Annotated in this window: 23 protein-coding genes; 16 read left to right on the plus strand and 7 right to left on the minus strand. The window is 45.8% G+C overall.

The window, feature by feature from the left end:
- Nucleotides 1-61: 61 nt before the first annotated feature.
- Entirely contained in the window at nucleotides 62-814 is a 753-nt protein-coding gene (locus JAO78_RS14080) for an outer membrane protein assembly factor BamD (protein WP_226752006.1), read from the minus strand.
- A gap of 123 nt (nucleotides 815-937) precedes the next feature.
- Between JAO78_RS14080 and rluD the strand changes: the two genes are divergently transcribed.
- The 3 genes from rluD (at nucleotide 938) to clpB (ending at nucleotide 5,380) form a co-directional block, all read left to right on the plus strand.
- Complete coding sequence (rluD, locus tag JAO78_RS14085; RefSeq protein WP_226752007.1) at nucleotides 938-1,912, plus strand: 23S rRNA pseudouridine(1911/1915/1917) synthase RluD; 975 nt, start codon at nucleotides 938-940, stop codon at nucleotides 1,910-1,912.
- Between the two features lie 25 nt (nucleotides 1,913-1,937).
- Nucleotides 1,938-2,696 (plus strand): peptidoglycan editing factor PgeF, encoded by a 759-nt coding sequence (gene pgeF / locus JAO78_RS14090; protein ID WP_226752074.1) that lies wholly within the window; start codon nucleotides 1,938-1,940, stop codon nucleotides 2,694-2,696.
- A gap of 104 nt (nucleotides 2,697-2,800) precedes the next feature.
- Nucleotides 2,801-5,380: an ATP-dependent chaperone ClpB gene (clpB, locus tag JAO78_RS14095; protein WP_226752008.1), complete on the plus strand. Its 2,580-nt coding sequence runs from the start codon at nucleotides 2,801-2,803 to the stop codon at nucleotides 5,378-5,380.
- A 45-nt stretch (nucleotides 5,381-5,425) separates the two neighbouring features.
- Here the strand turns inward: clpB and JAO78_RS14100 are convergent, their stop codons facing one another.
- A complete protein-coding gene (locus tag JAO78_RS14100) occupies nucleotides 5,426-5,821 on the minus strand; it encodes a DUF4124 domain-containing protein (RefSeq protein ID WP_226752009.1) in 396 nt (131 codons plus the stop codon).
- A 64-nt stretch (nucleotides 5,822-5,885) separates the two neighbouring features.
- Between JAO78_RS14100 and pssA the strand changes: the two genes are divergently transcribed.
- The 3 genes from pssA (at nucleotide 5,886) to JAO78_RS14115 (ending at nucleotide 9,195) form a co-directional block, all read left to right on the plus strand.
- A complete protein-coding gene (pssA, locus tag JAO78_RS14105) occupies nucleotides 5,886-6,713 on the plus strand; it encodes a CDP-diacylglycerol--serine O-phosphatidyltransferase (protein WP_226752010.1) in 828 nt (275 codons plus the stop codon).
- Between the two features lie 121 nt (nucleotides 6,714-6,834).
- Complete coding sequence (gshA, locus tag JAO78_RS14110) at nucleotides 6,835-8,430, plus strand: glutamate--cysteine ligase (RefSeq protein WP_226752011.1); 1,596 nt, start codon at nucleotides 6,835-6,837, stop codon at nucleotides 8,428-8,430.
- A 168-nt stretch (nucleotides 8,431-8,598) separates the two neighbouring features.
- The gene (locus JAO78_RS14115; protein ID WP_226752012.1) at nucleotides 8,599-9,195 is read left to right on the plus strand and encodes a transglycosylase SLT domain-containing protein; all 597 of its coding nucleotides are present in this window, start codon (nucleotides 8,599-8,601) and stop codon (nucleotides 9,193-9,195) included.
- A gap of 24 nt (nucleotides 9,196-9,219) precedes the next feature.
- Here JAO78_RS14115 and JAO78_RS14120 read toward each other — a convergent pair whose 3' ends face one another.
- On the minus strand, nucleotides 9,220-10,479 hold the full coding sequence (locus tag JAO78_RS14120) for an HlyC/CorC family transporter (protein ID WP_226752013.1): 1,260 nt from the start codon (nucleotides 10,477-10,479) through the stop codon (nucleotides 9,220-9,222).
- Nucleotides 10,480-10,522: 43 nt separating this feature from the next.
- Nucleotides 10,523-11,308: a cytochrome C assembly family protein gene (locus JAO78_RS14125; protein WP_226752014.1), complete on the minus strand. Its 786-nt coding sequence runs from the start codon at nucleotides 11,306-11,308 to the stop codon at nucleotides 10,523-10,525.
- 157 nt (nucleotides 11,309-11,465) lie between these two features.
- On the opposite strand from JAO78_RS14125, the gene ffh reads away from it, so the two are divergent.
- From ffh to tyrA, 8 genes are all read left to right on the plus strand, one after another.
- Nucleotides 11,466-12,833 (plus strand): signal recognition particle protein, encoded by a 1,368-nt coding sequence (gene ffh / locus JAO78_RS14130; RefSeq protein ID WP_226752015.1) that lies wholly within the window; start codon nucleotides 11,466-11,468, stop codon nucleotides 12,831-12,833.
- 135 nt (nucleotides 12,834-12,968) lie between these two features.
- Nucleotides 12,969-13,220 carry a 30S ribosomal protein S16 gene (gene rpsP / locus JAO78_RS14135; RefSeq protein WP_226752016.1) on the plus strand — a complete coding sequence of 84 codons (252 nt, stop codon included), beginning with the start codon at nucleotides 12,969-12,971 and terminating at the stop codon, nucleotides 13,218-13,220.
- Between the two features lie 18 nt (nucleotides 13,221-13,238).
- Nucleotides 13,239-13,775 carry a ribosome maturation factor RimM gene (rimM, locus tag JAO78_RS14140; protein ID WP_226752075.1) on the plus strand — a complete coding sequence of 179 codons (537 nt, stop codon included), beginning with the start codon at nucleotides 13,239-13,241 and terminating at the stop codon, nucleotides 13,773-13,775.
- A complete protein-coding gene (gene trmD, locus JAO78_RS14145) occupies nucleotides 13,775-14,548 on the plus strand; it encodes a tRNA (guanosine(37)-N1)-methyltransferase TrmD (RefSeq protein ID WP_226752017.1) in 774 nt (257 codons plus the stop codon). The genes rimM and trmD overlap by 1 nt, the downstream gene beginning before the upstream one ends.
- A 22-nt stretch (nucleotides 14,549-14,570) precedes the next feature.
- Entirely contained in the window at nucleotides 14,571-14,930 is a 360-nt protein-coding gene (gene rplS / locus JAO78_RS14150; RefSeq protein WP_226752018.1) for a 50S ribosomal protein L19, read from the plus strand.
- 34 nt (nucleotides 14,931-14,964) lie between these two features.
- Complete coding sequence (locus JAO78_RS14155; RefSeq protein WP_226752019.1) at nucleotides 14,965-15,579, plus strand: DNA-J related domain-containing protein; 615 nt, start codon at nucleotides 14,965-14,967, stop codon at nucleotides 15,577-15,579.
- A gap of 342 nt (nucleotides 15,580-15,921) precedes the next feature.
- The gene (locus tag JAO78_RS14160; RefSeq protein WP_304504390.1) at nucleotides 15,922-16,974 is read left to right on the plus strand and encodes a 3-deoxy-7-phosphoheptulonate synthase; all 1,053 of its coding nucleotides are present in this window, start codon (nucleotides 15,922-15,924) and stop codon (nucleotides 16,972-16,974) included.
- 5 nt (nucleotides 16,975-16,979) lie between these two features.
- On the plus strand, nucleotides 16,980-18,116 hold the full coding sequence (gene tyrA, locus JAO78_RS14165; RefSeq protein WP_226752021.1) for a bifunctional chorismate mutase/prephenate dehydrogenase: 1,137 nt from the start codon (nucleotides 16,980-16,982) through the stop codon (nucleotides 18,114-18,116).
- Between the two features lie 48 nt (nucleotides 18,117-18,164).
- Here tyrA and JAO78_RS14170 read toward each other — a convergent pair whose 3' ends face one another.
- Nucleotides 18,165-19,055 (minus strand): LOG family protein, encoded by an 891-nt coding sequence (locus JAO78_RS14170; protein WP_226752022.1) that lies wholly within the window; start codon nucleotides 19,053-19,055, stop codon nucleotides 18,165-18,167.
- A gap of 103 nt (nucleotides 19,056-19,158) precedes the next feature.
- On the opposite strand from JAO78_RS14170, the gene JAO78_RS14175 reads away from it, so the two are divergent.
- Together JAO78_RS14175 and JAO78_RS14180 are read left to right on the plus strand one after the other, a co-directional pair.
- The gene (locus tag JAO78_RS14175; RefSeq protein ID WP_226752023.1) at nucleotides 19,159-20,763 is read left to right on the plus strand and encodes a Na/Pi cotransporter family protein; all 1,605 of its coding nucleotides are present in this window, start codon (nucleotides 19,159-19,161) and stop codon (nucleotides 20,761-20,763) included.
- Nucleotides 20,753-22,159, plus strand: a complete 1,407-nt coding sequence (locus JAO78_RS14180; RefSeq protein ID WP_226752024.1) for an MBL fold metallo-hydrolase RNA specificity domain-containing protein — start codon at nucleotides 20,753-20,755, stop codon at nucleotides 22,157-22,159. Before JAO78_RS14175 ends, JAO78_RS14180 begins: the two co-directional genes overlap by 11 nt.
- Nucleotides 22,160-22,267: 108 nt before the next feature.
- On the opposite strand, the gene JAO78_RS14185 is transcribed toward JAO78_RS14180, so the two are convergent.
- Together JAO78_RS14185 and JAO78_RS14190 are read right to left on the minus strand one after the other, a co-directional pair.
- Nucleotides 22,268-23,419 carry a chorismate mutase gene (locus JAO78_RS14185; RefSeq protein ID WP_226752025.1) on the minus strand — a complete coding sequence of 384 codons (1,152 nt, stop codon included), beginning with the start codon at nucleotides 23,417-23,419 and terminating at the stop codon, nucleotides 22,268-22,270.
- 190 nt (nucleotides 23,420-23,609) lie between these two features.
- Complete coding sequence (locus JAO78_RS14190; protein WP_226752026.1) at nucleotides 23,610-25,958, minus strand: penicillin acylase family protein; 2,349 nt, start codon at nucleotides 25,956-25,958, stop codon at nucleotides 23,610-23,612.
- Nucleotides 25,959-25,965: the final 7 nt, after the last annotated feature.

Consider the following 25,965-nt stretch of genomic DNA (forward strand, 5'->3'; position numbering starts at 1 on the left):
TCGGTAGGGGCATAAAAAACACCTCCGTCGTAGCGGAGGTGTTAATGTCTTGAGATTTAAGTTATTTGATGCTGCTATTTTGCGGGAAGTTAAGGCGTAATACTTGTTCTGCATCTTGCTTTAACTTATCTAAACCCAAGCGGCCATAGCTTTCTACCATAATTTCGAGAGCTTGTTCTACTTGTGGTACATCACGGTAAAACTCTAGCACATATTTACCACGGTTCGCTGCAGCGAGATAAGCACCACGGCGCATGTAGTAATCGGCAACGATTAATTCATGCTGGGCCAATTTGTTTTTAATCACCAACATGCGGTTACGCGCTTCATCGGCATATTTGCTGTTTGGAAAGCTATTTAATAAAATTTTAAAATCATCAAACGCTTGACGGGTGCTGCTTAAATCACGGTCGGCGCGCTCTATATCAAAAAACTCTTGAAACGCATTTTCATCGGCTTTTAAGTTGGTCAGGCCCCGCATGTAATAGACATAATCTAAATCAGGCTGGTTGGGGTTTAACCGAATAAAGCGGTCAATGCTGGCTAACGCTTGTGGAATATCGCCAGCTTGATGATGGGCATAAATTAAGTCGAGTTGTACTTGTTTAGCTAATGGGCCGAACGGATAGCGACTCTCTACCCCTTTGAGTAATTCAATGGCTCGGTTATAAAGGCCTGCATCCAAGACTTCTTTGGCTTGTTGATACATGCCTTGAGCCGTTTGTGTGGCAGTCATTTGCTGTGGTTTGGGTTTGCCAGCACAGGCCGTTAGGGCGATTGACATCAAAACTATCAGTATAAATTTCAATTTCATGTAAAAATCCGTTACTACTTAAGCTAAATGGCTGTCTAGTCCAGCGTAAAATCGTTAAAATAGGCGCTAATGCGATTCTACCCCAGATATCGAGGGGTTGCACACAGGATAACTGCTTCCGTCATGACAAAACAGATAAAACTTTCACAAATCGTTCCTGACCATCTTTTTGGTAAACGCTTAGATCAGGTTTTAGCCGAAATGTTCCCTGATTATTCACGTTCACGTATAAAAGAGTGGATTTTGGCTGATGCTGTGCAAGTTGAACAGCAACTTTGCAATACGCCAAGACAGAAGATGTTCGGAGGTGAGCAGATTGATATTACAGCCGATTTGCCTGAAGACGAACGCTTTTTGGCCGAGCCCATTGCTTTAGATGTGGTTTTTGAAGATGAACATATTTTAGTAATCAATAAACCTGCGGGTTTAGTGGTTCACCCTGGTGCTGGTAATGCGGATGGCACTTTATTAAATGCTTTATTGCATCATTGCCCAGGTATTGGTGAAGTGCCGCGCGCAGGCATTGTGCATCGCCTTGATAAAGACACCACTGGTTTAATGGTGGTTGCCAAGACCATTCCGGCACAAACGCATTTAGTTGAAGCCATGCAAGCACGTGAAATTACCCGTGAATATGAAGCGGTTTGTTACGGTGCCATGACCGGAGGTGGCTCGGTTAATCGTCCTATTGGCCGGCATCCAACCAAAAGAACTTTGATGGCGGTGCTTGAAAGCGGTAAGCCTGCTGTCACGCATTACCGGGTAATGGAGAAGTATCGTGCTCATACCAGGTTACGTCTGCGCTTAGAAACCGGCAGAACGCATCAAATTCGTGTGCATATGACGTTTATCAGTCATCCTTTAGTGGGCGATCCGGTGTATGGGGGGCGGCCACGTCCCCCGCGTCAGGCAGCTGAAAGCTTATTGGTGTTTATGCGTAATTTCCGCCGCCAGGCGTTGCATGCGATCATGCTTAAACTGGCTCATCCCATTACCGGTCAAATTTTGGAATGGCATGCGCCTTTACCGGATGACATGGTGCAACTTAATGCCGCTTTACGTGCTGATACCGCTCAGCATGGCTTGGATTTTGTGTAATGCGCAATGTAAGCATTAAATGTCAATGACGCCTTTGTTACTTAAACCAACATGGCCTGCACCTTTTAATGTGCAGGCGGTTAGCTCAACTCGCTTCGGTGGTTATTCGCAGGGAGTGTTTCAGGGGTTAAATTTAGGCTTACATGTTGGGGACGATGCGGCTACTGTTGCTCGAAACCGCTCGTTGTTTCAACAGCAAGCGGCTATGCCCGTAGAGCCTTGTTGGCTTGATCAAGTTCATAGCAATAAAGTATGGCACTTGACCGAGAGCACTGCCGTGCTAAATGCGGCAGTGCCTCAAGCTGATGCAGCGTTTAGCCAGCAAGCTGGGCAAGTTTGTGTCGTCATGACAGCAGATTGCTTGCCGTTATTAGTATGCAATAACGCAGGCTCTGAGGTGGCCGCCATTCATGCGGGCTGGCGCGGTCTAGCGTCGGGCGTGATTGAGCATACCTTACAACAGTTTCAGGCAAAGCCTAGTGAGCTACTGGTGTGGTTAGGCCCTGCCATTGGCCCCAAGCACTTTGAAGTGGGTGCTGAGGTGCGCCAAGCCTTTGTACAGCAAAATGTGCTGGCCGCTAGCGCTTTTAAACCCTTAGGCAAAGAAAAATATCTGGCTGACTTATATTTGCTGGCACAACTGCGGCTGCAGGCTTATGGTGTCTCTGCTATTTTTGGTGGCAACTATTGCACTTATCACGACACTGCGCAGTTCTATTCATACCGTCGTGATGGCCAAACGGGTCGAATGGCCAGTGCCATTTGGCTCAGTCATTCATCATAAAACTGATCGAAGTCAATTTTTTGACGTTTATTGCTTGAAAATTCCACAATCTAACCCAATCTTAATTTGCAGCAACCCATACTTATGCCTGCAGGAGCTAGACCATGCGCTTAGATAAATTTACCAGTAAATTCCAAGAAGCTATCGCTGATGCCCAATCGTTAGCGGTCGGGCGCGATCAACAATTTATTGAACCCGTGCACATTATGTTTGCTCTTCTCAACCAAGAAGGCGGCACGGTGCGAGAGTTGTTGAATAAACTGGCGATTAACTTTAATGAACTCCGCTCAAAAGTAAGTCAAAGTATTGAGCGATTACCTCGCGTGGAAGGTGATGCCAGTAATTTGCAGTTGGCCAGTACCACCGCGCAGTTATTACAACAATGCGATAAATTGGCGCAGCAACGCAAAGATCAGTTTATTTCCAGTGAGTTATTTGTGTTAGCCGCCACCGAAGATAAGTCTGAGTTGGGGCGTATTTTAAAATTACTCGGTGTCACCAAAAACAACGTGGTATCGGCTATTGAACAAATCCGCGGTGGCCAAAAAGTTGAAGATGCTAACGCTGAAGATACTCGTCAAGCGTTAACTAAATATACGGTAGATTTAACAGCGCGAGCCGAAGCCGGCAAATTAGATCCGGTAATTGGCCGTGATGAAGAAATCCGTCGGTGTATTCAAGTATTACAGCGTCGCACCAAGAATAACCCTGTGTTAATTGGTGAGCCGGGCGTGGGTAAAACCGCCATTGTTGAAGGGCTGGCGCAGCGTATTATCAATAAAGAAGTACCGGAAGGGCTTAAAGATAAGCGCGTATTGTCTTTGGATATGGGCTCTTTATTAGCGGGTGCGAAATACCGTGGCGAATTTGAAGAGCGTTTAAAAGCCGTATTGGCTGATGTGTCGAAAGAAGAAGGCCAGATCATATTATTTATTGATGAAATTCATACCATGGTTGGCGCCGGTAAAGCCGATGGTGCAATGGATGCGGGTAATATGTTAAAGCCTGCGTTAGCGCGTGGTGAATTACATTGTCTTGGCGCAACCACCTTAGATGAATACCGTAAATATATTGAGAAAGATGCCGCTTTAGAGCGTCGTTTCCAAAAGGTTCTGGTGGATGAGCCGTCAGTGGAAGATACCATCGCTATCTTACGTGGTTTAAAAGAGCGTTATGAATTGCACCATGCGGTAGAGATTACCGATCCAGCGATTGTCGCCGCGGCGACCTTATCACATCGTTATGTGAGTGATCGGCAACTTCCCGATAAAGCTATCGACTTGATCGACGAAGCCGCATCAAGCATCCGTATGCAGATGGACTCAAAGCCAGAAGAGTTAGATCGGTTAGAGCGGCGTATTATTCAATTAAAACTCGAAGATAATGCTTTAGCCAAAGAAACCGATGAGGCCAGTAAAAAACGTCGGGAATCTATTCAAGAGCAAATTCGAGAATTAGACATCAGCTACAAGGAGTTAGATGAGATCTGGGTGTCTGAAAAAGCCGCATTGCAAGGTACACAGCATATCAAATCAGAGTTGGAGCAGGCGCGCTTAGACCTAGAAGTTGCTCGTCGTGCCAGTGATTTGCAGCGGATGTCAGAGCTGCAATATGGTCGCATCCCTGAACTTGAGAAAAAACTGGATCTCGCATCGCAAGCCGAAATGCAAGAAATGACCTTGTTGCGAAATCGGGTAACCGAGCATGAAATTGCCGATGTATTATCAAAAGCAACGGGGATCCCGGTAAGTAAAATGCTGGAAGGCGAGCGCGACAAACTGCTGCAAATGGAAAGCGCCTTACATCAAAGTGTTGTGGGGCAGCATGAAGCGATAGCGGCTGTCGCCAATGCTATTCGCCGTTCACGAGCCGGTTTGTCGGATCCGAATAAACCGATTGGCTCTTTCTTATTTTTAGGCCCGACAGGGGTCGGTAAAACGGAATTAACAAAATCTCTTGCACGTTTTTTATTCGACAGTCCCGATGCGATGGTACGTATCGACATGTCTGAATTTATGGAAAAACATGCGGTATCACGTTTAGTGGGTGCACCGCCAGGGTATGTCGGTTATGAAGAGGGCGGCTATTTAACAGAGGCGGTAAGGCGTAAACCCTATTCGGTTATTTTGCTTGATGAAGTTGAGAAAGCCCATCCCGATGTGTTTAATATTCTATTGCAGGTGTTAGATGACGGCCGTTTAACCGATGGGCAGGGCCGCACTGTCGACTTTAAAAATACGGTCATTATCATGACTTCAAACTTGGGTTCTGATCTTATTCAAGAACACCATAAAGAATACAGTTATGAACAGATGAAAGAAATGTTGATGGGCGTGTTGGCAAAACAATTTCGGCCAGAGTTTTTAAATCGACTGGATGAAGCTGTGGTGTTTCACCCTCTGGATAATAAACAAATTCAACAAATTGCTAAAATTCAGTTGGATCGTTTGGCTGAACGTTTGCAGCAACGCGACTATCTGCTAGAGGTTAGCGAAGCTGCGTTACAAAAATTGGCTGAAGTGGGTTTTGATCCTCTGTTTGGTGCACGGCCATTGAAACGTGCTATTCAGCAACATTTGGAGAATCGTCTAGCTCAAGCGTTACTGCAAGGTGATTTTTTACCGGGTTGCACCGTGGTTATTGACCATAACGGGGAAACTTTTACCATGCATAGCCATCGCTAGAATGCATCATAACCCCTGTATCATATCGAACAAGGGTTAATATGATTAAGGCGTTGGGGCACAACGCCTTTTTATTTCAAAATTGACGAGCATTGTTTGTTGCTCGCGCTCCATTTCTGTTAGTAAACGAAGTTCGTTTTTGTTTGCATCCTGAGTGAACAACTCTTGGCCACTGCGCAATAACAGTAATTGTTCTTGTGCCTTTTGACAAAGCATAGGATCAAGTTCTGAACTCACTGGGTTACCCTGTGAGTCTCGCACCGACGATCGTGAGGCGGCATTAGTACGAACGGTGACCAACTGGTAATTGCCTTCACGTGGTGGTTGCTGACCAAAATGTGTTACACCTCGAGCGTCTTGCCAGCTATAAACCGTTTGTGCCATTGCTGTATTACTAGTCAAACTGACCAGAAACATAAAAATAAGACTCGCTTTTGCCATGGTTCTATCCATGTTATGTTATGTCCCTTATAATCAGTATATTCTCTTTTTCAGAAGTTGCCCTATGACAGATCTAAAAAACAATGAACATGGCCCGCGCAAAGGGATCTATTTATTACCTAACCTGCTTACAACTGCAGGATTGTTCTCTGGTTTCTTTGCCATCGTATCATCAATGAATGGCAGATTTGAAGCGGCAGCGGTCGCTATTTTCATCGCTATGGTTTTTGATGGCTTAGATGGACGAGTTGCACGCCTAACCAATACTCAAAGTGAGTTCGGTGCGCAGTACGATAGTATGTCTGATTTACTGGCGTTTGGTGTCGCTCCAGCTTTAGTTGCCTACAACTGGGCGTTAGCTGATTTAGGTAAGTTTGGTTGGCTTGCGGCCTTTATTTACGTAGCTTGTGCTGCATTACGTTTAGCGCGATTTAATGCCAACTTAGGCGTGACTGATGGTCGTTTCTTCCAAGGTTTAGCCAGCCCCGCTGCTGCTGCGTTAGTAGCAGGCATGGTATGGAATGGTGCAACCTATGAAATTGATGGTGATAAATTTGGCTATGTTGTCGGCCTCATTACCATCGCTTGCGGTTTTCTTATGGTGAGTAATTTCCGCTTTAATTCTTTTAAAAACCTAAATTGGCGTGATCGCGTTTCGTTTTTAACCATATTGTTAGTGGTTGTCATCTTTGTCGTGATTGCGGCTAAACCAGCACAAATGTTGTTTTTGATTTTCTTGGTCTATGCCTGTTCAGGCCCTGTAACCACCTTTAGAAGTGTGCGCAAATTAAAATTAGAGCACGTAGTAGGTGACTCTGATGACGCTGACTTTTTAGATGAACAAAAAACCAACAGCGAACCAACCAGCACTGAGCAGAAAAAGCCAGAATAAGTATGTCGAGACATTTTAGGGCAATGATGAGTTTCGTTGTTCTTTATTTAGCAAGGCATGGTTGAGTTTTAATCCATATCCCCCAAAATCTGGGGGATATTTAGTTTATTAAGGATTTACTTTGGCTTCTAGTATTACACAACGCTTAAACGCACTTAAAGAAAACGGCCATTTGGCCTCTATTGTCGGTATCAAGCGTGGTATTGAACGTGAGTGTTTACGTGTTAATGAAGATGGCTCTCTATCACAAAGCCCACATCCTGCAGCCTTAGGTTCAGCCTTAACGCATCCTTGGATCACTACCGACTTCTCTGAGTCGTTGCTAGAGTTTATTACCCCAGCACAAGCCGATATCGATGTTACCTTGCAACAATTAGCGGATATTCATCGTTTTACCATGCGTCAATTAGGCTCCGAGCGGATTTGGCCAGCCAGTATGCCTTGCTATATCGCTGAACAAGATCAAATTCCTTTGGCCTATTATGGCGAATCTAATGTCGGTCGTATGAAAACCTTATATCGACAAGGTTTAAAAAATCGCTATGGCAGCATGATGCAAGCGATCAGCGGTGTGCATTTCAACTTCTCTTTACCACAGAGCTTTTGGCAAGCGTATCAAGCCTTAGAAGGTGATAACACGCCTAGTCAGGATTTTATCTCTGAACAATATCTCGCGTTAATACGCAACTACAAGCGTTATGCTTGGCTCATAGTGTATTTATTTGGCGCGTCTCCGGCACTGTGCAAATCGTTTTTAGAAGATCGGCAATCGCGTTATGCGTTTCAGCCTTTAGGTAAAGGCAGTTTGTACTTACCTTATGCGACTTCGTTGCGCATGAGTGATCTGGGGTATACCAATAGTGCACAATCGAGCTTAAATATTACTTATAACAATTTGCCTGAATACATTAGCGGTTTGCATGCCGCGGTAAGCCAACCTTCAACGGAATATCAAAATATTGGCGTGAAAGTGGCAGGCGAATATCAGCAATTAAATGCCAATGTGCTGCAAATCGAAAACGAGTTTTACTCGACAATCAGGCCAAAACGAACCACGGAGTCGGGTGAGCGACCTACCTGTGCACTCGCTAAACGCGGTGTTGAATATATTGAAGTGCGTGCGTTAGATGTTAACCCCTTCAGTGCGGTGGGTATTTCCGCAGAGCAAATGCATTTTCTCGATGTGTTCTTGGTGTATTGCTTGTTAGAAGATAGCCCAGCGCTATCGGCAGCAGAGCAAACGGTTACAGAGCAAAACTTGAAAAAAGTGGTCACGGACGGTCGTCGTATCAACTTAGAATTATTACAAGAGGGTCAACCTCGCTTAATGCAAGATTGGGCCGAGCAGCTTTTTGCAGATATGATGCCGATTGCCGCCTGGTTAGATGAAGCCTATCAGACCGATCGTTATCAAGGAGCTTTGCGTCATTACTACCTGTCGTTATTGGATCCCGCACAAACCTTTTCTGGCAAAGTGCTGAATCATTTAATTAGTCAGCGCAAAGATAATGGCCGCTATATGTTGGAATTAGCCGAGCAATATCGCCAGCAACTCATCAGCGAGCCATATCAACAATACAGTGAGGCGCAGTTTACCGCCGCCAGCAGTGATTCATTGCAACGTCAAGCTGATATTGAAGCCGCAGATGACATCAGTTTTGCTGAGTATATTCAGCAATATTTTGCAGAAGTACCGGCTTGTGAGCAAGACCATTAACAGTTTCGTTGTCACGCTGAGTTTAATTGCAGGGCAAAAAAAACGGCTACCAAAAGTAGCCGTGAAGGAGAATCCAGGGAAAACAAAAACTTGGTTGAATCCATTCATACTGTTAGAATCAAACCGATGCCGATAGTTCAAAAATATTCAAAAAAAAATAAGCTGCTGATGTTACTCAGTTTAGCGATGATAATTTCGGGGTGCGCTACGCCGCCACCGCGCGATCAATCTAATATCTGTGAAATTTTTGGCGAACATCGTGACTGGTATCAGGCAACCGCCAAAGCCAGCGATAAGTGGGGTATGCCTATCGCAGTGCCCATCAGTTTTATGTATCAAGAAAGCCGCTTTAAACACAATGCCAAGCCGCCAATGCGTTATTTCCTCGGCTTTATCCCTTATGGGCGAGGCAGTTCAGCTTATGGTTACTCACAAGCCAAAAGCGATACTTGGGACGACTATTTAAAGGACACCGGCCGGTATTTTGCCAGTCGTAGTGATTTTGATGACGCTGTGGATTTTATTGGTTGGTATATTGATAAAACGCATCGGGTTAACAAAGTAGCGAAGCAAGACGCCTATGCCTTGTATTTAAATTACCATGAAGGCTGGGGTGGGTATCGGCGCGGTACCTATCGCAGCAAAGCCTGGTTGCAAAATACAGCCCGCCAAGTCGAGCAGAGAGCTAATATCTATCATTTGCAGCTTCAAGGCTGTGAAAAGGATTTAAAGCGAGGCTGGCTTAGCCGTTGGCTATTTGGTTAAGCCATAATTGCAATATGGCTTGGTTTAACGCTGAAGCAGCAATCTGACTGTTTTAATCATATTGTCGTGCACATCAATAATCTCTATCGGATAACCCGCCAGTTTAACACTTAAACTGCCTTGCGGAATTTCCTCAAGGTACTCTAATAACAAGCCGTTTAACGTTTTAGGACCGTCAGTGGGGAATTCTAACTGCATCTGTCTGTTCAGATCGCGTAAGTTTATAGTGCCGTCAATTAAATAAGAACCGTCAGGTTGTTTCACTATTTCTTCGTGGCTATCTTCAACCACATCGGTAGTAAATTCACCAACGACTTCTTCCAATATATCTTCAAGTGTCACTAATCCTTGGATGTCGCCATATTCATCAACCACTAATCCGATACGCTCTTTGGTACTTTGAAATTTTAATAGCTGAGTATTCAGTGCTGTACCTTCTGGTATATAGTAAATTTCATGTACTGAGCGCAGTAAGGACGCTTTGTTTAATTGTTCTTTGAGTAGTAAACGCACCAAATCGCGTGGGTGAATAAAACCTAGCGCATCATCAATGCTATCACGGTACAGCAGAAGGCGACTGTGTTGCGCATTTCCGAGCTGGCGCATGATGTCTTTCCAGTCGTCATTAAAGTCGATACCCAGGATCTCATTACGCGGCACCATAATATCTTCAACGGTGACATTTTCTAGATCTAACACACCTACTAACATGTTTTGGTGCTGCTCAGGAATTAACGCCCCCGCTTCATGCACTACAGTTCGTAACTCTTCTGCGCTTAGGCTATTACCACGATGCTTTTCTGGGCTAACGCCCATTAAGCTCAATAAACCGTTGGTGACTTTATTGAGCAAGAAAACAAACGGATAAAAAATCTTCAACAGTACGTTTAAAATAATCGAGGCAGGAAAAGCTACTCGCTCAGGATATAAGGCTGCCAGCGTTTTCGGTGTGACTTCAGCAAAAATCAACACCACGAGTGTTAACGCGACAGGGGCAATCGCTAGGCCCAAATCACCATAGAGTCGTTGACCTATGAGTGCGGTAACGGTGGCTGCGGCAATGTTGACCAGGTTATTGCCAATCAGGATCAAGCCGATTAACCGATCAGGGCGTTTTAGCAGTTTGCTGACGCGTTTGGCGCCACTGTTATTTTCATTTTCGAGGTGTTTAAGGCGATAGGGGTTTACTGACATCATTCCGGTTTCAGAACCAGAGAAGAAAGCAGAGAGAACAAGCAATACACCCAAAATAATAAAGAGTGTGCTAGTCGAGATAGCGTCCAAGAATCAGTTACCTTTGTTGCCAAACATAATCAGGGTTTAACCGTTAACCTAACAAGACCTCTTTTACGAATCGGCTGCCAAAGTAAGCCAACGTCAGTAAAATAATGCCTGTGAGTGTAAGAGATATCGCCGTTTTGCCGCGCCAGCCTAAGCGTGCGTGCCCCCAGCACAATACCATAAAAACACCCAAGGCTAGCGAACTTAACAGAGTTTTGTGTTCAAGCCAATGTGTTGTAAACGGAATTCCGCTTATTAATGCTGCAGCCAACAACACTGTACCGGCAGCGAGCAGTCGAAATTGTAATTTTTCTGCTTGCATTAGAGGTGGAAGGTAGCGCGTTACACCGGAAAAATCTTTGTGTTTTAACTTATGGCTAATATAAGACACCTGAATAGAATACAACGAAGCCATCAATAAACTAACATAGGCGATAAACGCCAATGCGATATGACTAATTAAACCTGGATTTAACTCATAATGCTGCAACTGCACGCTGGCCGGTAACAGCATGGTGACTAGTAACGTAACGGCCGTTAAGCCATAAACTAACGGCAGCAATAAAATGGCGGGTGTGCGAAGTGAGGTTAGCGTAACGGACAGCGATATCAACCAGCACATTAACGAGCTCACGTTTTGCAAACTGAAGTTTTGCCCCGCGCCAGTAAAAATGGCACCGGCTAGAGTGAGCATATGCAACACGATGGCCAGTGTTGCCGTGCTAAACACGAGCTTAAAGTTCGGGCCTGTTGGGTGGAACAAACGCGCCAGTATTGCAACGGTAGCAATCAGATATGCCAGCAGCGCCAGTCCAGGTAACATCATGGCCATTCAATTAACTCCTTTAAAGCATTATATTGGCTATTGTATGGGAAGTTTTTACGAATGCCCAGCATCTCCCTTTGCTATGCGAACAAAAGATCTCAATGCTGACGTAGCGGTTGCTGTGCGCTATAATCGGCCCAATTCATGAATACGGGTAACTGTTATGTTCGAAAACCTGTCAGATCGTTTAAGTCGCACACTTAAAAATATCAGTGGCCGCGGCCGTCTTACTGAAGACAATATTAAAGAAACCTTGCGAGAAGTGCGGATGGCGCTGTTAGAGGCCGATGTGGCTTTGCCCGTGGTACGCGATTTTATTAATCAAATTAAAGAGCGTTCGGTTGGTTTAGAAGTCAGCAAAAGTTTGACACCGGGTCAAGAGTTCCTGAAGATTGTGCGCAAGGCGCTTGAAGAAGCGATGGGTGAGGCGAATCAAGAGTTAGCCTTAAATACCCAACCGCCAGCGGTGATTTTAATGGCGGGCTTACAAGGTGCCGGTAAAACCACCTCCGTCGCCAAATTAGCCAAGTTTTTAACCGAGCGTAAAAAGAAAAAAGTTCTGGTGGTGTCGGCTGACGTTTATCGCCCTGCGGCAATCAAACAGTTAGAAACACTGGCTAAAGAGATTAACGTTGAGTTTTTCCCCAGTGACATTTCACAAGCACCGGTCAGCATTGTGAATGCGGCCATCACCCATGCAAAAACGCGCATGTTTGATGTGTTGTTAGTGGATACCGCCGGTCGTTTGCACGTTGATAGTGAGATGATGGATGAGATCAAAGCGTTACACGCTGCAGTCAAACCGATCGAAACCTTGTTTGTGGTAGATGCGATGACCGGCCAAGATGCCGCAAACACTGCAAAAGCCTTTAATGAAGCCTTGCCACTCACTGGTGTGATCCTAACCAAAGCGGATGGTGATGCGCGCGGTGGTGCGGCTTTATCGATCCGTCATATTACCGGTAAGCCCATTAAGTATATCGGTATGGGTGAAAAAACCGATGCCTTAGAGCCCTTTCATCCTGATCGTATCGCCTCGCGCATTTTGGGTATGGGCGATATGCTCGGCCTCATTGAAGAGCTAGAGCAAAAAGTCGATAAAGAAAAATCGGCAAAAATGGCGCAAAAAATGATGAAAGGCAAAGGCTTTTCATTAGAAGATTTCCGTGAACAGTTAGTCCAAATGCGCAGCATGGGTGGCATGATGTCGTTAATGGATAAACTCCCCGGTATGAAAAACTTACCGGCGGGTGCCGCAGGGCAGCTAGATGAAAAACAATTTGTGCGAATGGAAGCTATTATTAATTCCATGACGCCAAAAGAGCGCGAGTTTCCGGATTTATTAAAAGGCTCGCGTAAAAAGCGCATTGCCGCCGGCTCGGGCACCGAAGTACAGGACATTAATAAACTACTGAAACAATTTACCCAAATGCAGAAGATGATGAAGCAAATGTCGGGTAAAGGCGGTTTAATGAAGATGATGCGTGGTATGGGGGGCAAATTACCTCCGGGTATGTTACCGCCACGCTAACTCTGGCGTTACGGAGCGCTTGGCCATGAAATGCCTTGCATTCAAGCCAGAAATCCGTACAATGCAGCAGCCCTCCAGCCTGTCTGGGGGTTTTGTTATTTTTTAAAACCTGAACGATTAAAATTAGAGGACGGTATGGTAACTATTCGTTTACAACGTGGTGGCGCGAAAAAGCGTCCATTTTACCAAGTTGTGGTAGCGGACAGCCGTTTTGCTCGTGACGGCCGCTTTATTGAGCGCGTGGGTTTCTTTAACCCAATCGCAAGCGGTACTGAAGAGAAACTGCGTCTGGACCTGGATCGCGTTGACCACTGGGTAGCACAAGGTGCTTCATTAAGTGATCGCGTAACCAATCTGGTAAAAACAGCTAAGAAAGCAGTAGCTTAATTAGCAAAGCGTGTGGAGTTGTCACTGTTGAGTGAAAAAGATTTTGTTGTGCTTGGCAAATTTGGTGCCGTTTACGGTATCAATGGCTGGCTGAAAATTAACTCTTACACGGATATCCCGGAAGGGATTTTTGATTACACACCCTGGCAAGTTAAATTTCAGGGTAGCTGGCAGCCTGTGCAGATCAGTAGCTGGAAACGGCACAGTAACGGTTTAATTACCAAACTGACTGATGTTAATGATCGAGATCAAGCGCAGTTATACGTTAATGCCGATATCGCGGTTCCTGTTAATGCCTTACCGGCACTGGCAGACGGCGATTATTACTGGAAAGACCTAATGGGGCTGACCGTAATGAATGTGCAAGGCTATAACTTGGGCGAAGTGACTGACTTAATGGAAACCGGATCTAACGATGTGTTAGTGGTGAAAGCCAATCGGACCGATGCATTTGGCAAGAGTGAACGGTTAATTCCTTATCTTAACGATACTGTTGTAAAACAGGTAGACTTAACTGCAAAGCAAATGTTAGTAGACTGGGACCCCGCGTTTTAATGCAGGAACAACAAAGGTGGGTGGGCGTTGTCTCACTTTTTCCAGAAATGTTTCAGGCAATTACGCAATATGGGGTAACCGGCCGTGCGGTAAAGCAAGGGTTAATCACTTTAGATTGCTGGAATCCGCGGGATTTTACTACGGACAAGCATCGAACAGTGGATGACCGGCCTTATGGCGGTGGTCCAGGTATGCTAATGATGGTTCAGCCTTTAACCGAAGCTATTCGCGCCGCTAAACTGGCTGCTGGTGGTGAGGTGCACACGGTTTATTTGTCACCGCAAGGTCGCAAGTTAGACCAACAAGGTGTGGCTGAATTAGCAAAACACTCGAAGTTACTATTAGTAGCTGGCCGCTACGAAGGAATTGACGAGCGCGTAATAGAAACCGAAATTGATGCTGAATGGTCAATTGGAGATTACGTATTAAGTGGGGGCGAGTTGCCTGCGATGGTGTTAATTGACGCCGTATCGCGTTTAGTACCTGGTGTACTAGGGCATGATTTATCGGCAGAGCAGGATTCGTTTGCAACCGGTCTGTTAGATTGTCCTCATTATACGCGCCCTGAGGTGTTAGCAGACAAACAGGTGCCGGCAGTTTTACTGAGCGGACACCACAATGAAATTAGACGCTGGCGTCTAAAGCAGGCTCTTGGTAGAACCTGGTTAAGACGGCCGGATATGTTAAATTCCCTGGCTCTGACTAAGGAGCAACGCAAGTTACTGGCTGAATTCCAACAGGAACACCAGGCGTTGCAGCTACAAGATAGTTAATTCCAGGTAAAGTGAGATTGTTATGAGCAAAATTAGCCAAAACATCATCAAACAACTTGAACAGGAACAGTTGAAACAAGACGTTCCAGCATTCGCTCCAGGTGACACTGTAGTGGTTCAAGTTAAAGTTAAAGAAGGCGACAAAAGCCGTCTGCAGGCTTACGAAGGCGTAGTTATCGCCAAGCGTAACCGTGGTCTGCATTCAGCCTTCACCGTCCGTAAAATTTCTAACGGCGAAGGTGTTGAGCGTGTATTCCAAACGCACAGCCCAATGATCGATAGCATCACCGTGAAACGTCGTGGTGCAGTTCGCCGTGCTAAGCTTTACTACTTACGCGATCGTTCAGGTAAATCAGCGCGTATCCGCGAAAAGCTTAACTAAGCAATTTGAGGCCGGCATTATGCCGGCTTTTTTTATGTCTATTACCCACACCGCGCAACCGCCGATTAGTCAGCAAGCTTTACAACAGTTAGAACAAGAACTGGAAACCCTGTTGTCTCGTCGTTATGGTGACATTACCGAGCAACAACTCTTAAGTCTGCTCAAGCTTAAATCTTTTAGCCAAGTTGCCGATAGCCAACTTGCGTTATTTCAAGTGCATTTTGTGTTATACCATTTACTTTATCGTATCACTGCGCGTTGGGCTGCCAATGAAACAGCACATATTGAAATTGGTTTAGCGCGGATTAAAATTTTGCCATGGCAAGACGCCTTACCGGCAACGCCTGACACGAAAGCGGCCTATTATGCCGAGTGGCAAAATTATTGGCGGATGACACCAATGGGGCTGACGGAGCGCCTAAATCAGTTTTGGCAGTTTTATCAACAGCGTTATCTTAGCCCACCAGACGTAAAACTGTCCGATGATGAAGCCTTGCGTTTATTAGCCCTAAAATGGCCTTGCTCTCAAGTAGAATTAAAAAAAGCCTTTCGCAAACAATCCTTAAAACATCATCCCGATCGCGGAGGTGATCAACAAGCCTTCGTCCGCATTACGCTTGCTTATAAAAAGCTGTTGACCCGCTTCTAACGCTAAATCGCTCTTTTAAAAGAGGTTGCAACACCGCGGCAAGTGTTGGTTTGCTGCAGTGTTGCTATGCTAAAGCCTGATTTTATGCTGCGATTTATTGCTGTGTATTTAAAAGTTTACAGTGTGTTTTTGTGTTGCATTTCAGTCTAAGTGGCAATTTTATTGGTTTGCAAGCTTGACGCTGTATCCGTCTATCCGTAAACTGAGAAATATGTAATTTAAAAAATACGATGTGTAAATTAATATTTACACTTAATTTTAGGTCAGCGGGCAACGATATTATTATCTATGCTAATTTACTGCCCGTGACTCATACCGCTACAGGAGCACCGTTAAATGAGTATGATTGTTGATGATTTGCGTATCGTCGCCCAGAAACCCCTGATCTCACCTGCTGTGTTAAAGAAAGTGTTGCCACTATCAGCTCAAGGTTTAGATTTTATTGCGAAAGCACGCACTGATATTGCTAAGATTATTCATGGCCATGATAAACGTTTACTGGTGGTGACCGGGCCATGTTCTATCCATGATCCCGTTGCCGCGATGGAATATGCACATAAACTTAAAGCACTGCAGCTAGCTTACCAAGATAGTTTATATATTGTGATGCGCGTGTACTTTGAAAAACCACGTACCACAGTGGGCTGGAAAGGCTTTATTAACGATCCGCATCTTGATGACTCCTTTGATTTAGAAACCGGCTTAACTTGGGGCCGTGAATTGCTACTGAAAATGGCCGATTTAGAATTGCCGGTTGCAACCGAAGCGCTCGATCCGATCAGCCCACAATATATGTCTGATTTAATTAGCTGGGCGGCGATTGGGGCCCGCACCGTGGAATCGCAAACGCACCGTGAAATGGCCAGTGGCTTGTCGATGCCTGTGGGTTTTAAAAATGGTACCGATGGCAGTTTAAATGTAGCGCTCAATGCGCTGCAATCTGCCGCTAGCGGCCACACATTCTTTGGTATTAACCAAAAAGGTGAAGTGAGCTTGGTGCAAACCGCCGGTAATCCGGATGGGCATATCATTTTACGGGGTGGCAGTGCGCCAAATTACGATGCAGCCAGCATTCAAGATGTCTTACAAAAAATTGATAAATTAAAATTACCACGCGGTATTGTGGTCGACTGCAGTCATGGCAATTCGCACAAAGACCATAATCGACAACCGCTCGTGGCCGCTGATGTCGTGGCGCAGCGTTTAGCCGGCAATGATGCCATTATTGGTTTAATGCTAGAAAGTCATTTATCAGCAGGGCGGCAAGATCTGATCGCCGGTAAAGCTGAGCATTACGGTGTGTCAGTCACCGATGCCTGTATTGATTGGGCGACAACCGAAACCTTGTTAGCAAGTTTGCATCAGCAAATGTTGCCGTTGCAAGCGGTGGCGTAGATCAGATGACGGCCGTTAATCATGCACAACAAGCACTGCAACCGTTGCGCGAGCAAATCGATACTATTGATGCTGAACTGGTCAGGCTATTAGCGGCACGCGCTAAAGTGACTGCGCAGGTCGGGCAGGTGAAGCAGCATTTCGCCTTACCGGTATACGTACCTGAGCGCGAGCATGAACTGTTAACGGCGCGTCGCCAGCAAGCTATTGCCGAGCAGGTCTCGCCCGAACTGGTTGAAGATGTGCTGCGGCGCATCATGCGCGAATCTTATGCCACACAAGACATCAGCTTTGTTTGTTGTCGCCAAGGCGGTGGTAAAGTTGTAGTGGTCGGTGGTGCAGGGGCGCTCGGTGCGCGTTTTGTCAGTTTATTTGCGCGTTCTGGCTATCAAGTGGTGGTGTTAGAGCAACAGGATTGGCCAGAAGCCGCCAGCTTATGTGCTGATGCAGCCTTGGTGTTAATGGCGGTGCCCATCACCTTAACGGCGCAGTTGATTGCAAAATTACCGGCTTTGCCAAGTGATTGTGTGCTAGCAGACTTAACCAGTATTAAAGACAAGCCCTTGCAAGCGATGTTGACGCAGCATGCCGGGCCTGTCGTGGGTTTACATCCGATGTTCGGCCCGGATATTACGAATTTAGTGAAGCAAGTGGTGGTGGTCTGTCACGGCCGTGCCGAACAGCAATATCAATGGTTACTACAACAATTAACGGTATGGGGTGCAGAACTCGCCGAGGAACAGGCCGCTGCGCATGACAGTGCTATGCAACTGATCCAAGCGATGCGTCACTTCTCATCTTTGGTTTATGGCGTACATCTAGCCGAAGAAAAAGCGGATTTGCAGCAGCTGCTGGCCATGAGCTCGCCGATTTATCGGTTAGAGTTGGCAATGATTGGCCGTTTGTTTGCACAAAATGCCGAGTTATATGCCGATATTATGTTGTCATCTAGTGATGTTGCTAGCCTATTATCACGCTATCAGCAGCGTTTTGGTCAGTTATTAGCCTTGTTGCAAGCCAATGATAAAGCCGGTTTGATGGCCGAATTTGCCAAAGGGCAACAGTTTTTTGGTGATTTAGCCGGGCAGTTTTTGCACGAAAGCAAGCAGCTGTTACAAAAAGCCGCGGATGGTCGCAGCTAAAGGTAACAGCAGTAAATTGCCAATGAACCCAGCGAGTTAGCGCTGGGTTTATGTTTCTGTGTTAGCTAGACCATAAAAATGATAGATAATTTCCCACGCCTGCTCGGGTGTATCTACAAACTGTATTAACTCGAGATCTTCTGGGCTAATTAAGCCTTCTTCTGCCAGCATGTCAAAATTGATTAAACGCTGCCAAAACGCTTTATCGTATAAAATTACTGGTACGCGTTTGGCTTTACGAGTTTGAATAAGTGTCAGGGTTTCAAACAGCTCATCTAAAGTGCCAAAGCCCCCCGGAAAGGCCACTAAAGCCTGCGCCCGCTGTAAAAAGTGCATTTTGCGGATGGCAAAATAGTGAAACTGGAAACACAGTTCAGGCGTGATATAGGGGTTTGGATGTTGCTCTTTGGGTAAAACAATATTTAAACCAATGCTTTTACCATTGGCATCCATCGCCCCACGATTGGCGGCTTCCATCACACCTGGGCCGCCGCCGCTGATAATCATTAAGCCTGTTGCGGGATGCTTGCCATTGTGTGTGGTGACGATGCGAGCAAATGCTTGCGAGGCTGCATAGTACTGACTGTTCCTCACATCGCGTTGCGCTTGCTGCAGTGCACTCACAGCCTCAGCGGTATGTTCTTGCCCCGCATAGCGTTGTTGAACCTCTGCCAGTTGACTTGCTGCAACACTCGGTGACAGAAAACGGGCACTGCCAAATACGACGATAGTGGCATTAATGCCGTGCTGCTCGAGTACCATCTGTGGTTTTAAATATTCTAACTGCAGACGAACATGGCGCAGTTCGTCTTGCATTAAAAAACCATTGTCAGCGAAGGCGAGCTTAAAGGAATTATGATCTTGTAATTGCGTGATCGCATCTAATGATTCTTGAGCGCTGGCAAAATGGCGTTTATATAAGGTACTGTTTTCCGACATACTGAAAACCCCTGAGGAAAAATTATTTTCTGTTAAGAGTACACATAGTACCGCGCGAACAAGTTAAAGTGGTGTTATAACAAATAAAAAAATTAGGACAGTTATGTGGTCAGATATTTTAGTAACCTTTGGTGCGCTAGGGATCTTACTGTTAGGGATGGACTGGCTTAGTAAAGGTCTAAAAACGGCAGCTGGGCCAGCATTAATGCAGTTTTTACAACGTTGGACCACCAAACCTTGGCAAGGCTTAGTGTTTGGCACGGCGGCTACGGTTGCGGTGCAATCCTCAACGGTCATCACCATTACCACCATTGGTTTTGTTAATGCGGGTATTTTATCTTTGCAAAATGCTGCCTTTGTCATTTACGGCAGTAATGTGGGGACATCATTAACCGGCTGGTTTGTGGCGCTAATTGGTCTACAATTTAAGATAGAAGTGTTTGCGTTACCCTTGGTCGGCCTAGGCGCCATGCTTAAACTGTTTACGAAGACAGTAAAAAAGCAAGGCGTGGGTGAGGCGTTAGTCGGCTTCGGTTTTTTCTTTTTAGGGCTGGGTTTTTTAAAAGAAGGTTTTAATGCTGTTTTTCTCGATATTGAATTTTCAGCGTTAAGCCAATGGGGCTTATGGGGCATATTGTTAGGGGTGGCATTAGGCACGTTATTAAGTGTGTTAATGCAAGCGTCAATAGCGGTGATTGCCTTAGTGATTACTGCAGTTTCTGCGGGTGTTCTTCCGTTGTCGTTAGCGGCGGCTTTTGTTATTGGGGCTAACCTTGGCACCACTTCAACCGCGATAATGTCAACTTTAGCGGCCACGGCACAGGCTAAACGCTTAGCGCTATTGCATGTAATTTTTAATGTGATAACCGGTGTGGTTGCGGTATTGCTGATCAGCCCTTTGTTATGGCTTATTTTGCAACTGCAGCAGGCGTTATTTCACGACCCAAACCCCGCCATCAGCTTGGCCTTGTTTCATACGCTATTTAATGTGCTGGGTGTTCTGTTAATGTGGCCTTTAACCACTCGCTTGGTGCTTTTTTTAAATGGCCGTTTTCGACAGCACAGCCCCGGTCAATTACGCATGTTAGATGCGTCTAGTTTAAGTATTCCGTCGGTTGCGATTAAAAGTTTGATTATGGAAACACTGCATGTTGGCCAACTGATTAGTCAGCAAGCCTTGATGTTGCATGCTGATACACCTCAAACCAGCGCGGGCTTAAATAACATCAAGCAATTACAAACCGAGCTGAACGGTTATTTATTAAAATTGGGTAAAAGTAAATTGTCCGCCGCCGAGTCTAAAGCGTTAAATGAACTTATTAAAAATCAAATGCGCTTAGAAATGACGATTCAATTGCTACCGCAGCTTGCTAAGCAATTAACCAGCAATGCGACTGCGTTTATGCCGGAGCAAACGTTATGGCAACAATTACAACAGGCGCATTGGCCAGAAGATGCAGCCAAAGTGCGCAGTTGCTATCGGGATTTAATGAAACAACGCCATAAAATTAAAGAACAATTGTATCTATTGGTACTGACCGAACGCGTGAGTACCGACAATGGTGGCGATCAGCTGTTACGAATTGCGGAATTACGCCGATTTAATCAACAACTGACCAAAGCCATGCTCTCGTTAGGTGCGCTACTTACCACAACAGACGGGCCGACATCCCAACAAGAACAAGAGGAACATAGTCATGCCAGTTAATGCCAGTTTGACCTTCATCGGTGCTGCTCAGCAAGTCACCGGCTCCTGTTATCTGATCAAGTTACCTCATCAGCAACTATTACTCGAATGTGGCATGGTACAAGGCCATGATCAGGTTAGGGAATGGCACAAGTTTCGTTTTCCTTTTAATGCCAAAGACATTGATGCGGTGGTGTTATCTCACGCACACATCGATCACAGTGGTTTATTACCCTTGTTAGTCTCTAAAGGGTTTCATGGCAAAATTTATTGCACACCGGGCACCGCTGATATTTTACCTGTGCTACTGAAAGATTCGGTTAACTTATATTTAAAAGATTTGGAATGGCAAAATAAAAAAGCGGTGCGTGCGGGTAAAAAGCCGCAATCGCCGGTGATGTCGGTAAAGGATGTCGAGCGTGTGGTGGACTTGATTGTGGAGTTACCCTACAGCAAACGCGGTTTCCCGCTCGATGGCGTAGAGCTGGAGTTTGCTGATGCAGGGCATATTTTAGGCTCGGCCATTGTGCAACTGTGGTTGAAGGGAAAGCAAGCCATGCGCAAGTTGGTGTTTTCTGGCGATCTTGGCAACCCTGCTACGGTGCTGTTACCACCGGCTACGGATATTGGTCAGGCTGATATCGTGTTAATGGAAAGTACTTATGGAAATCGTGACCACCAACCGCTAGCCGATACCATTGAAGAGCTTGCTGCAGCACTTGAACAAGCCTATAACGAAAATGGTAATGTATTTATCCCCGCGTTTGCTTTAGGGCGCTCGCAAGAGATTTTGTATTATCTCGCCTTGCTCTTTAAACAAGGCCGTTTAAAGCAACGTATGGTGTTTTTAGACAGCCCAATGGCCATTAGCATTACCAAGATCTATAACGAGTACTTGCATCGCCTTGATCAAGCCGATTTAGATAAAATTGGTTACAAACCGGGCATGACGCTACAACAATTACTGCCGATTTTGAAATTATCAGAAACCGTTGAAGATTCGATGGCGATTAATCGGATCAGCCAAGGAGCGATTATTATTGCGGGAAGCGGTATGTGTAATGGTGGTCGTATTGTGCACCACTTAAAACATAACCTCTGGAAAAATACCAATCACCTTATCTTTATCGGCTTTCAAGCCCGAGGTACTTTAGGTCGGCGACTGGTTGACGGCGAAAAACGTGTGAAAATGTTTGGGCAAGATATCGTGGTGAAAGCTAATGTACATACTATTGGCGGCTTTTCTGCACATGCAGGGCAAAGCGAGTTATTAGCATGGGCTAAAGCCATTACGGGTCAACCCGATTTTTACTTAATCCATGGTGAGCCTGAGGCGCAATTGGTTTTACAAGAAAAGTTAGCCGAGCTCGGTATTGCTTCGCAAATTCCGGCGAAAGGCGATAGCTTCGATTTCTAACGGAGTTTACGACAAGCAGAGGCAGCCACTGTGCTAATGCCCGTCAGTTAATGCTGTTTAATAACACACTATACTGCTCGGTATTCGCTCAAGTGGCTGTTGTATCATTTAACGCTCAGGTTGCGTTGGCGTGATATCATCGCTTGGATAGCACCCCAGTACTTTGATAAATTTTGTCAGGTTATTTAACTCTTCTAGTGCGCGAGTCATGGCGTAGTCGTTCAGATTGGCAGAAACATCCACATAAAACATTTCTTCCCAAGGGTTGCCGTTGATCGGGCGCGATTCTAATTTACTCATACTAATGCCATGTTGCTTTAACACTAACAAGGCTTCTACCAGTGCACCGGGTTGCTGCCCCGTATACATAATAAAAGTGGTTTTTGCTGGGATAGCTTTGGCAACATTAACCGATTTACGGGCGACCACAATAAAGCGGCTGATATTGGCTTTTTGATTGGCTAATTGGCGTGTCAGTACTTCTAAACCATAGAGTTTGCCGCCTTCCTCGCCACCAATAGCAATAATACTGGGGTCCTGTAACTCTTTTACTTTGGCAAACGCGGCGGAAGAGCTTTCACAGTAGTCTATTTTCACGTTCGTTAAACCGAGTAAAAACTGACTACACTGCGCAATCACTTGCGGATGAGAACACACTTGGCGGATTTTCGTGAGATCGGTACCCGGTAAGCCGAGTAAGCAATGTTCAATGGGGTGCGTGAGTTCACCTACAATCGATAAACGGGTATGTTGTAAGATGTCATACACTTCGTTAATTGAACCTGACGAGGTATTCTCAATCGGTAATACCGCATAGTCGGCATGGCCGGTTTCTACCGCTTTGACAATTTCATTAAAGCTATCGCAGCCTAATTCGATAATACGCTCGGCGCGACGGGTAAAGTATTTTTGGGTTGCCCAGTAACTGTAAGAGCCTTGCCCGCCTAAAAACGCCACTCTCACTACTGGGGAATTATCACCGTTTAATTGGCCTTGCACTTTAGCTTGTTGCTGTAATACCGAGTCTTCAATGACAACTTGAAATAACCGCGTAACATAGTGTGCATCGAGTTCCAGCGATTTGCCTTTTTCAATCAGCGACAATAATAATTCTTGCTCGCGTTGTTGATCGCGAATGGGTTTATTTTGGGATAGCTTTGCTTCTGCCACGGCCAGTGCCAACTTGCGACGTTTAGACAGCAAGCTCAATAATTGCTGATCAGTTTCACTAATCGCAGTGCGGATCTCATTTAATTCCATATTTGGCCTCGTGCTACACCTATATTTAAGGGTCAACTTGCAAAAAAAAACCTCCCGAGTGGGGAGGTTTTGGGCTTTTCGTGCGTGCACGCTCAGATACCTCCCAATGCTAGGGGGTAAAGCTAAAAAAACCGAGCGAGCAAATCATCATCTTCATGTTGTACACCTTAATCCGTCTGGATGGCTAAAGTCAAGGGTTAGGTATTAACTGTTGTTGATATTTTTCTGGCCCAGGTAAAAAGGGCAAAGCAACTTCAGCAAGCCAATAAGGATGATCGCTACGATAAAAAGGGGAAAGGGGGTGACCGGATTGACCGCTGCTGATCACTAAGACGCCTAATTCTTCAAAACCAGGTGCAACCACCATTCTTTGCGATTGACCAAATGCCGGATGTTGCACCTTTGGCATATGACTATCACCCGATAGCGGGGTATCGGCCATATTGAGCCAGTGGCCAATCAGCGGAATAGCGCCAGACAAAGGATGTTTAATTTTACTGGTATTACGCGTGCCCCAGTTGGCTTGGGTTAAGCTACCGTATTGTGCTTGAATATTTTGCTCGGTTTGCTTGGCTGCGCTTAACAGTAAATCCTGCCAGCTTTGATAGTTGGCCGGTAAGGTGTCAGCGCGATTTGCCGCAAGCATTAACCAAAATGGCGTTTCCATTGAATATTTTAAATCACTGCTGCGACTACCCACTTGCTCTAATAACGCTGACAGGGGCGCAAAGGTCAGTTCTAGCGTAGTTAAACGAAATTGCCGAAGCAAAGTGTAACCGACATCATTTACATCTGCTTTTAAGCTAGACTGCGCGATCAGCTGGCGAAACTCGGTCAATTGATATTGCTCACTGCGCTCAGGTGAAAGGGTATCGAGTAATAATGCCTGCCACGGCTGCAATAAATGCGCTTGGATATCCAGCTGTATTTGATGTAGCGCCAATTCATCCGCTTGGGGCAGCGCAGCTAACGCATCGGCTATTTGTTTACCCCTTGCGCCTAAATCATAGCCGCCATTTCCTAACAGCTTATAAAACTCGCCACCTACGGTGCGAGCATTCGCAGACCACAACCGACCTGACGTTGGGTTGAGGAGTTGCGGATAAGCGGCCGCCTCTAACTGTTCGCCCCAGTAGTTATCACCCTTGCTCCAATCCTGAGCGGTATCCCAATCGGCCACATGGCGCTGACGCATTGGACCAAATATAGACCAGCCAATATGACCTTGTTGGTCGGCAACTAACACGTTTTGTGCGGGAATACCCATAGTATTAGCAAAACGCAACACTTCGGCCGCAGACTCAGCCTTTTCTAAATAACGTAAGTTCAGGTTCACCGCTTGCGGATCATGGGCTATCCAACGCAGAGCATAAGGTTGACCATCCGCAAAGGGGATAAGTGGGCCCCATTCGGTTTGTTTGATTAATAGTGAATGCGCTGGCGCGTCGCGAATGGTAATGCGCTCAGTGATGTACTCAAGAGGTTGCCAGCCGTTGGGGCTAAGATACTGCTGTTCATCATCAGACAGGGTTAGGCTGATTAAATCATGCCAATCGGCAGTACTATTGGTAAAACCCCATGCAATTTTGCCATTACTACCGACCACAATTGCCGGTGTACCGGGTAAACTTAAACCCGTGACTTGCTGCGCTTGCTGATCTTCAACCCAATTTAATTGCGTTTTGAACCAGACGCCTGGCACCCTTAGCGATAAATGCATATCATCAGCCAAAATGGCTGCGCCATGCCCGGTTAAGTGGCCGGCAACCGCAAAATTATTACTGCCTAAATCGACTGCGTCAGCCGGTGTGCATTCAATACAACTTAATTGCTGTTGTAAAACACTGGGATACGGTGAGCTAGGTAGGGCAATGGCTTGCTGTTCGCTACCATCAATGGCCGCTTGCCACAGTGGGCTATGCTGTTGCAAAAACTGATACCAGTCTTCTGGTAACGCGGCTTTTAATTTGGTCATCGCATAATCATCACGCCCCATTTTGCCCTGTAAATCTAGGTACATACTGTAAATGACTAACAGACTATCTTGCTCTAACCAAGGCTCGGGCGTCGTTTGTAATAACAGATACTCAAAAGGGGGTTGGCGTAAGCGGTTTAAGCCATCGTTAACACCTCGACTGTAAGCGGCTAATAACTCGAGATCTGGTGCCTTGAGCTGTGTCAGGATATGTTCGGCGCGTTGTCGAAACAGGTGGCGGCGATGGCTGATGTCGGTGTTCAGTGCTTGCTGACCGAATAAAGCAGATAATTCACCGGCTGCACTGCGCCGTGATAAATCCATTTGAAAGAAACGTTCTTGAGCGTGCGCAAAGCCCAGTGCATAAGCGGTATCTGAACGGTCGGTGGCGTGGATGGTTAAGTAACCAAGTTGATCGCGCTTTAAACTAACCGGATGTGCTATGGGGGCCTGATAGCGACCGTTATAATCGGGTAAACTGCCGTTAAGCCAATAATAAGCCACAGCCAATACAATTAATATCACGGCCACGACTAGCGACAACAGCCAGCTGATTATTTTCATTTTTATG

The organism is Alishewanella maricola, assembly GCF_016343785.1.
Taxonomy (GTDB): Bacteria; Pseudomonadota; Gammaproteobacteria; order Enterobacterales; family Alteromonadaceae; genus Alishewanella; species Alishewanella maricola.

Bases quoted from the DNA above. Each gene is read 5' to 3' on its own strand.
- JAO78_RS14080 (WP_226752006.1), bottom strand. From the start codon at position 814: ATGAAATTGAAATTTATACTGATAGTTTTGATGTCAATCGCCCTAACG.
- rluD (WP_226752007.1), top strand. From the start codon at position 938: ATGACAAAACAGATAAAACTTTCACAAATCGTTCCTGACCATCTTTTT.
- pgeF (WP_226752074.1), top strand. From the start codon at position 1,938: ATGACGCCTTTGTTACTTAAACCAACATGGCCTGCACCTTTTAATGTG.
- clpB (WP_226752008.1), top strand. From the start codon at position 2,801: ATGCGCTTAGATAAATTTACCAGTAAATTCCAAGAAGCTATCGCTGAT.
- JAO78_RS14100 (WP_226752009.1), bottom strand. From the start codon at position 5,821: ATGGCAAAAGCGAGTCTTATTTTTATGTTTCTGGTCAGTTTGACTAGT.
- pssA (WP_226752010.1), top strand. From the start codon at position 5,886: ATGACAGATCTAAAAAACAATGAACATGGCCCGCGCAAAGGGATCTAT.
- JAO78_RS14115 (WP_226752012.1), top strand. From the start codon at position 8,599: ATGTTACTCAGTTTAGCGATGATAATTTCGGGGTGCGCTACGCCGCCA.
- JAO78_RS14125 (WP_226752014.1), bottom strand. From the start codon at position 11,308: ATGGCCATGATGTTACCTGGACTGGCGCTGCTGGCATATCTGATTGCT.
- ffh (WP_226752015.1), top strand. From the start codon at position 11,466: ATGTTCGAAAACCTGTCAGATCGTTTAAGTCGCACACTTAAAAATATC.
- rpsP (WP_226752016.1), top strand. From the start codon at position 12,969: ATGGTAACTATTCGTTTACAACGTGGTGGCGCGAAAAAGCGTCCATTT.
- trmD (WP_226752017.1), top strand. From the start codon at position 13,775: ATGCAGGAACAACAAAGGTGGGTGGGCGTTGTCTCACTTTTTCCAGAA.
- rplS (WP_226752018.1), top strand. From the start codon at position 14,571: ATGAGCAAAATTAGCCAAAACATCATCAAACAACTTGAACAGGAACAG.
- JAO78_RS14155 (WP_226752019.1), top strand. From the start codon at position 14,965: ATGTCTATTACCCACACCGCGCAACCGCCGATTAGTCAGCAAGCTTTA.
- JAO78_RS14160 (WP_304504390.1), top strand. From the start codon at position 15,922: ATGATTGTTGATGATTTGCGTATCGTCGCCCAGAAACCCCTGATCTCA.
- tyrA (WP_226752021.1), top strand. From the start codon at position 16,980: ATGACGGCCGTTAATCATGCACAACAAGCACTGCAACCGTTGCGCGAG.
- JAO78_RS14170 (WP_226752022.1), bottom strand. From the start codon at position 19,055: ATGTCGGAAAACAGTACCTTATATAAACGCCATTTTGCCAGCGCTCAA.
- JAO78_RS14175 (WP_226752023.1), top strand. From the start codon at position 19,159: ATGTGGTCAGATATTTTAGTAACCTTTGGTGCGCTAGGGATCTTACTG.
- JAO78_RS14180 (WP_226752024.1), top strand. From the start codon at position 20,753: ATGCCAGTTAATGCCAGTTTGACCTTCATCGGTGCTGCTCAGCAAGTC.
- JAO78_RS14185 (WP_226752025.1), bottom strand. From the start codon at position 23,419: ATGGAATTAAATGAGATCCGCACTGCGATTAGTGAAACTGATCAGCAA.
- JAO78_RS14190 (WP_226752026.1), bottom strand. From the start codon at position 25,958: ATGAAAATAATCAGCTGGCTGTTGTCGCTAGTCGTGGCCGTGATATTA.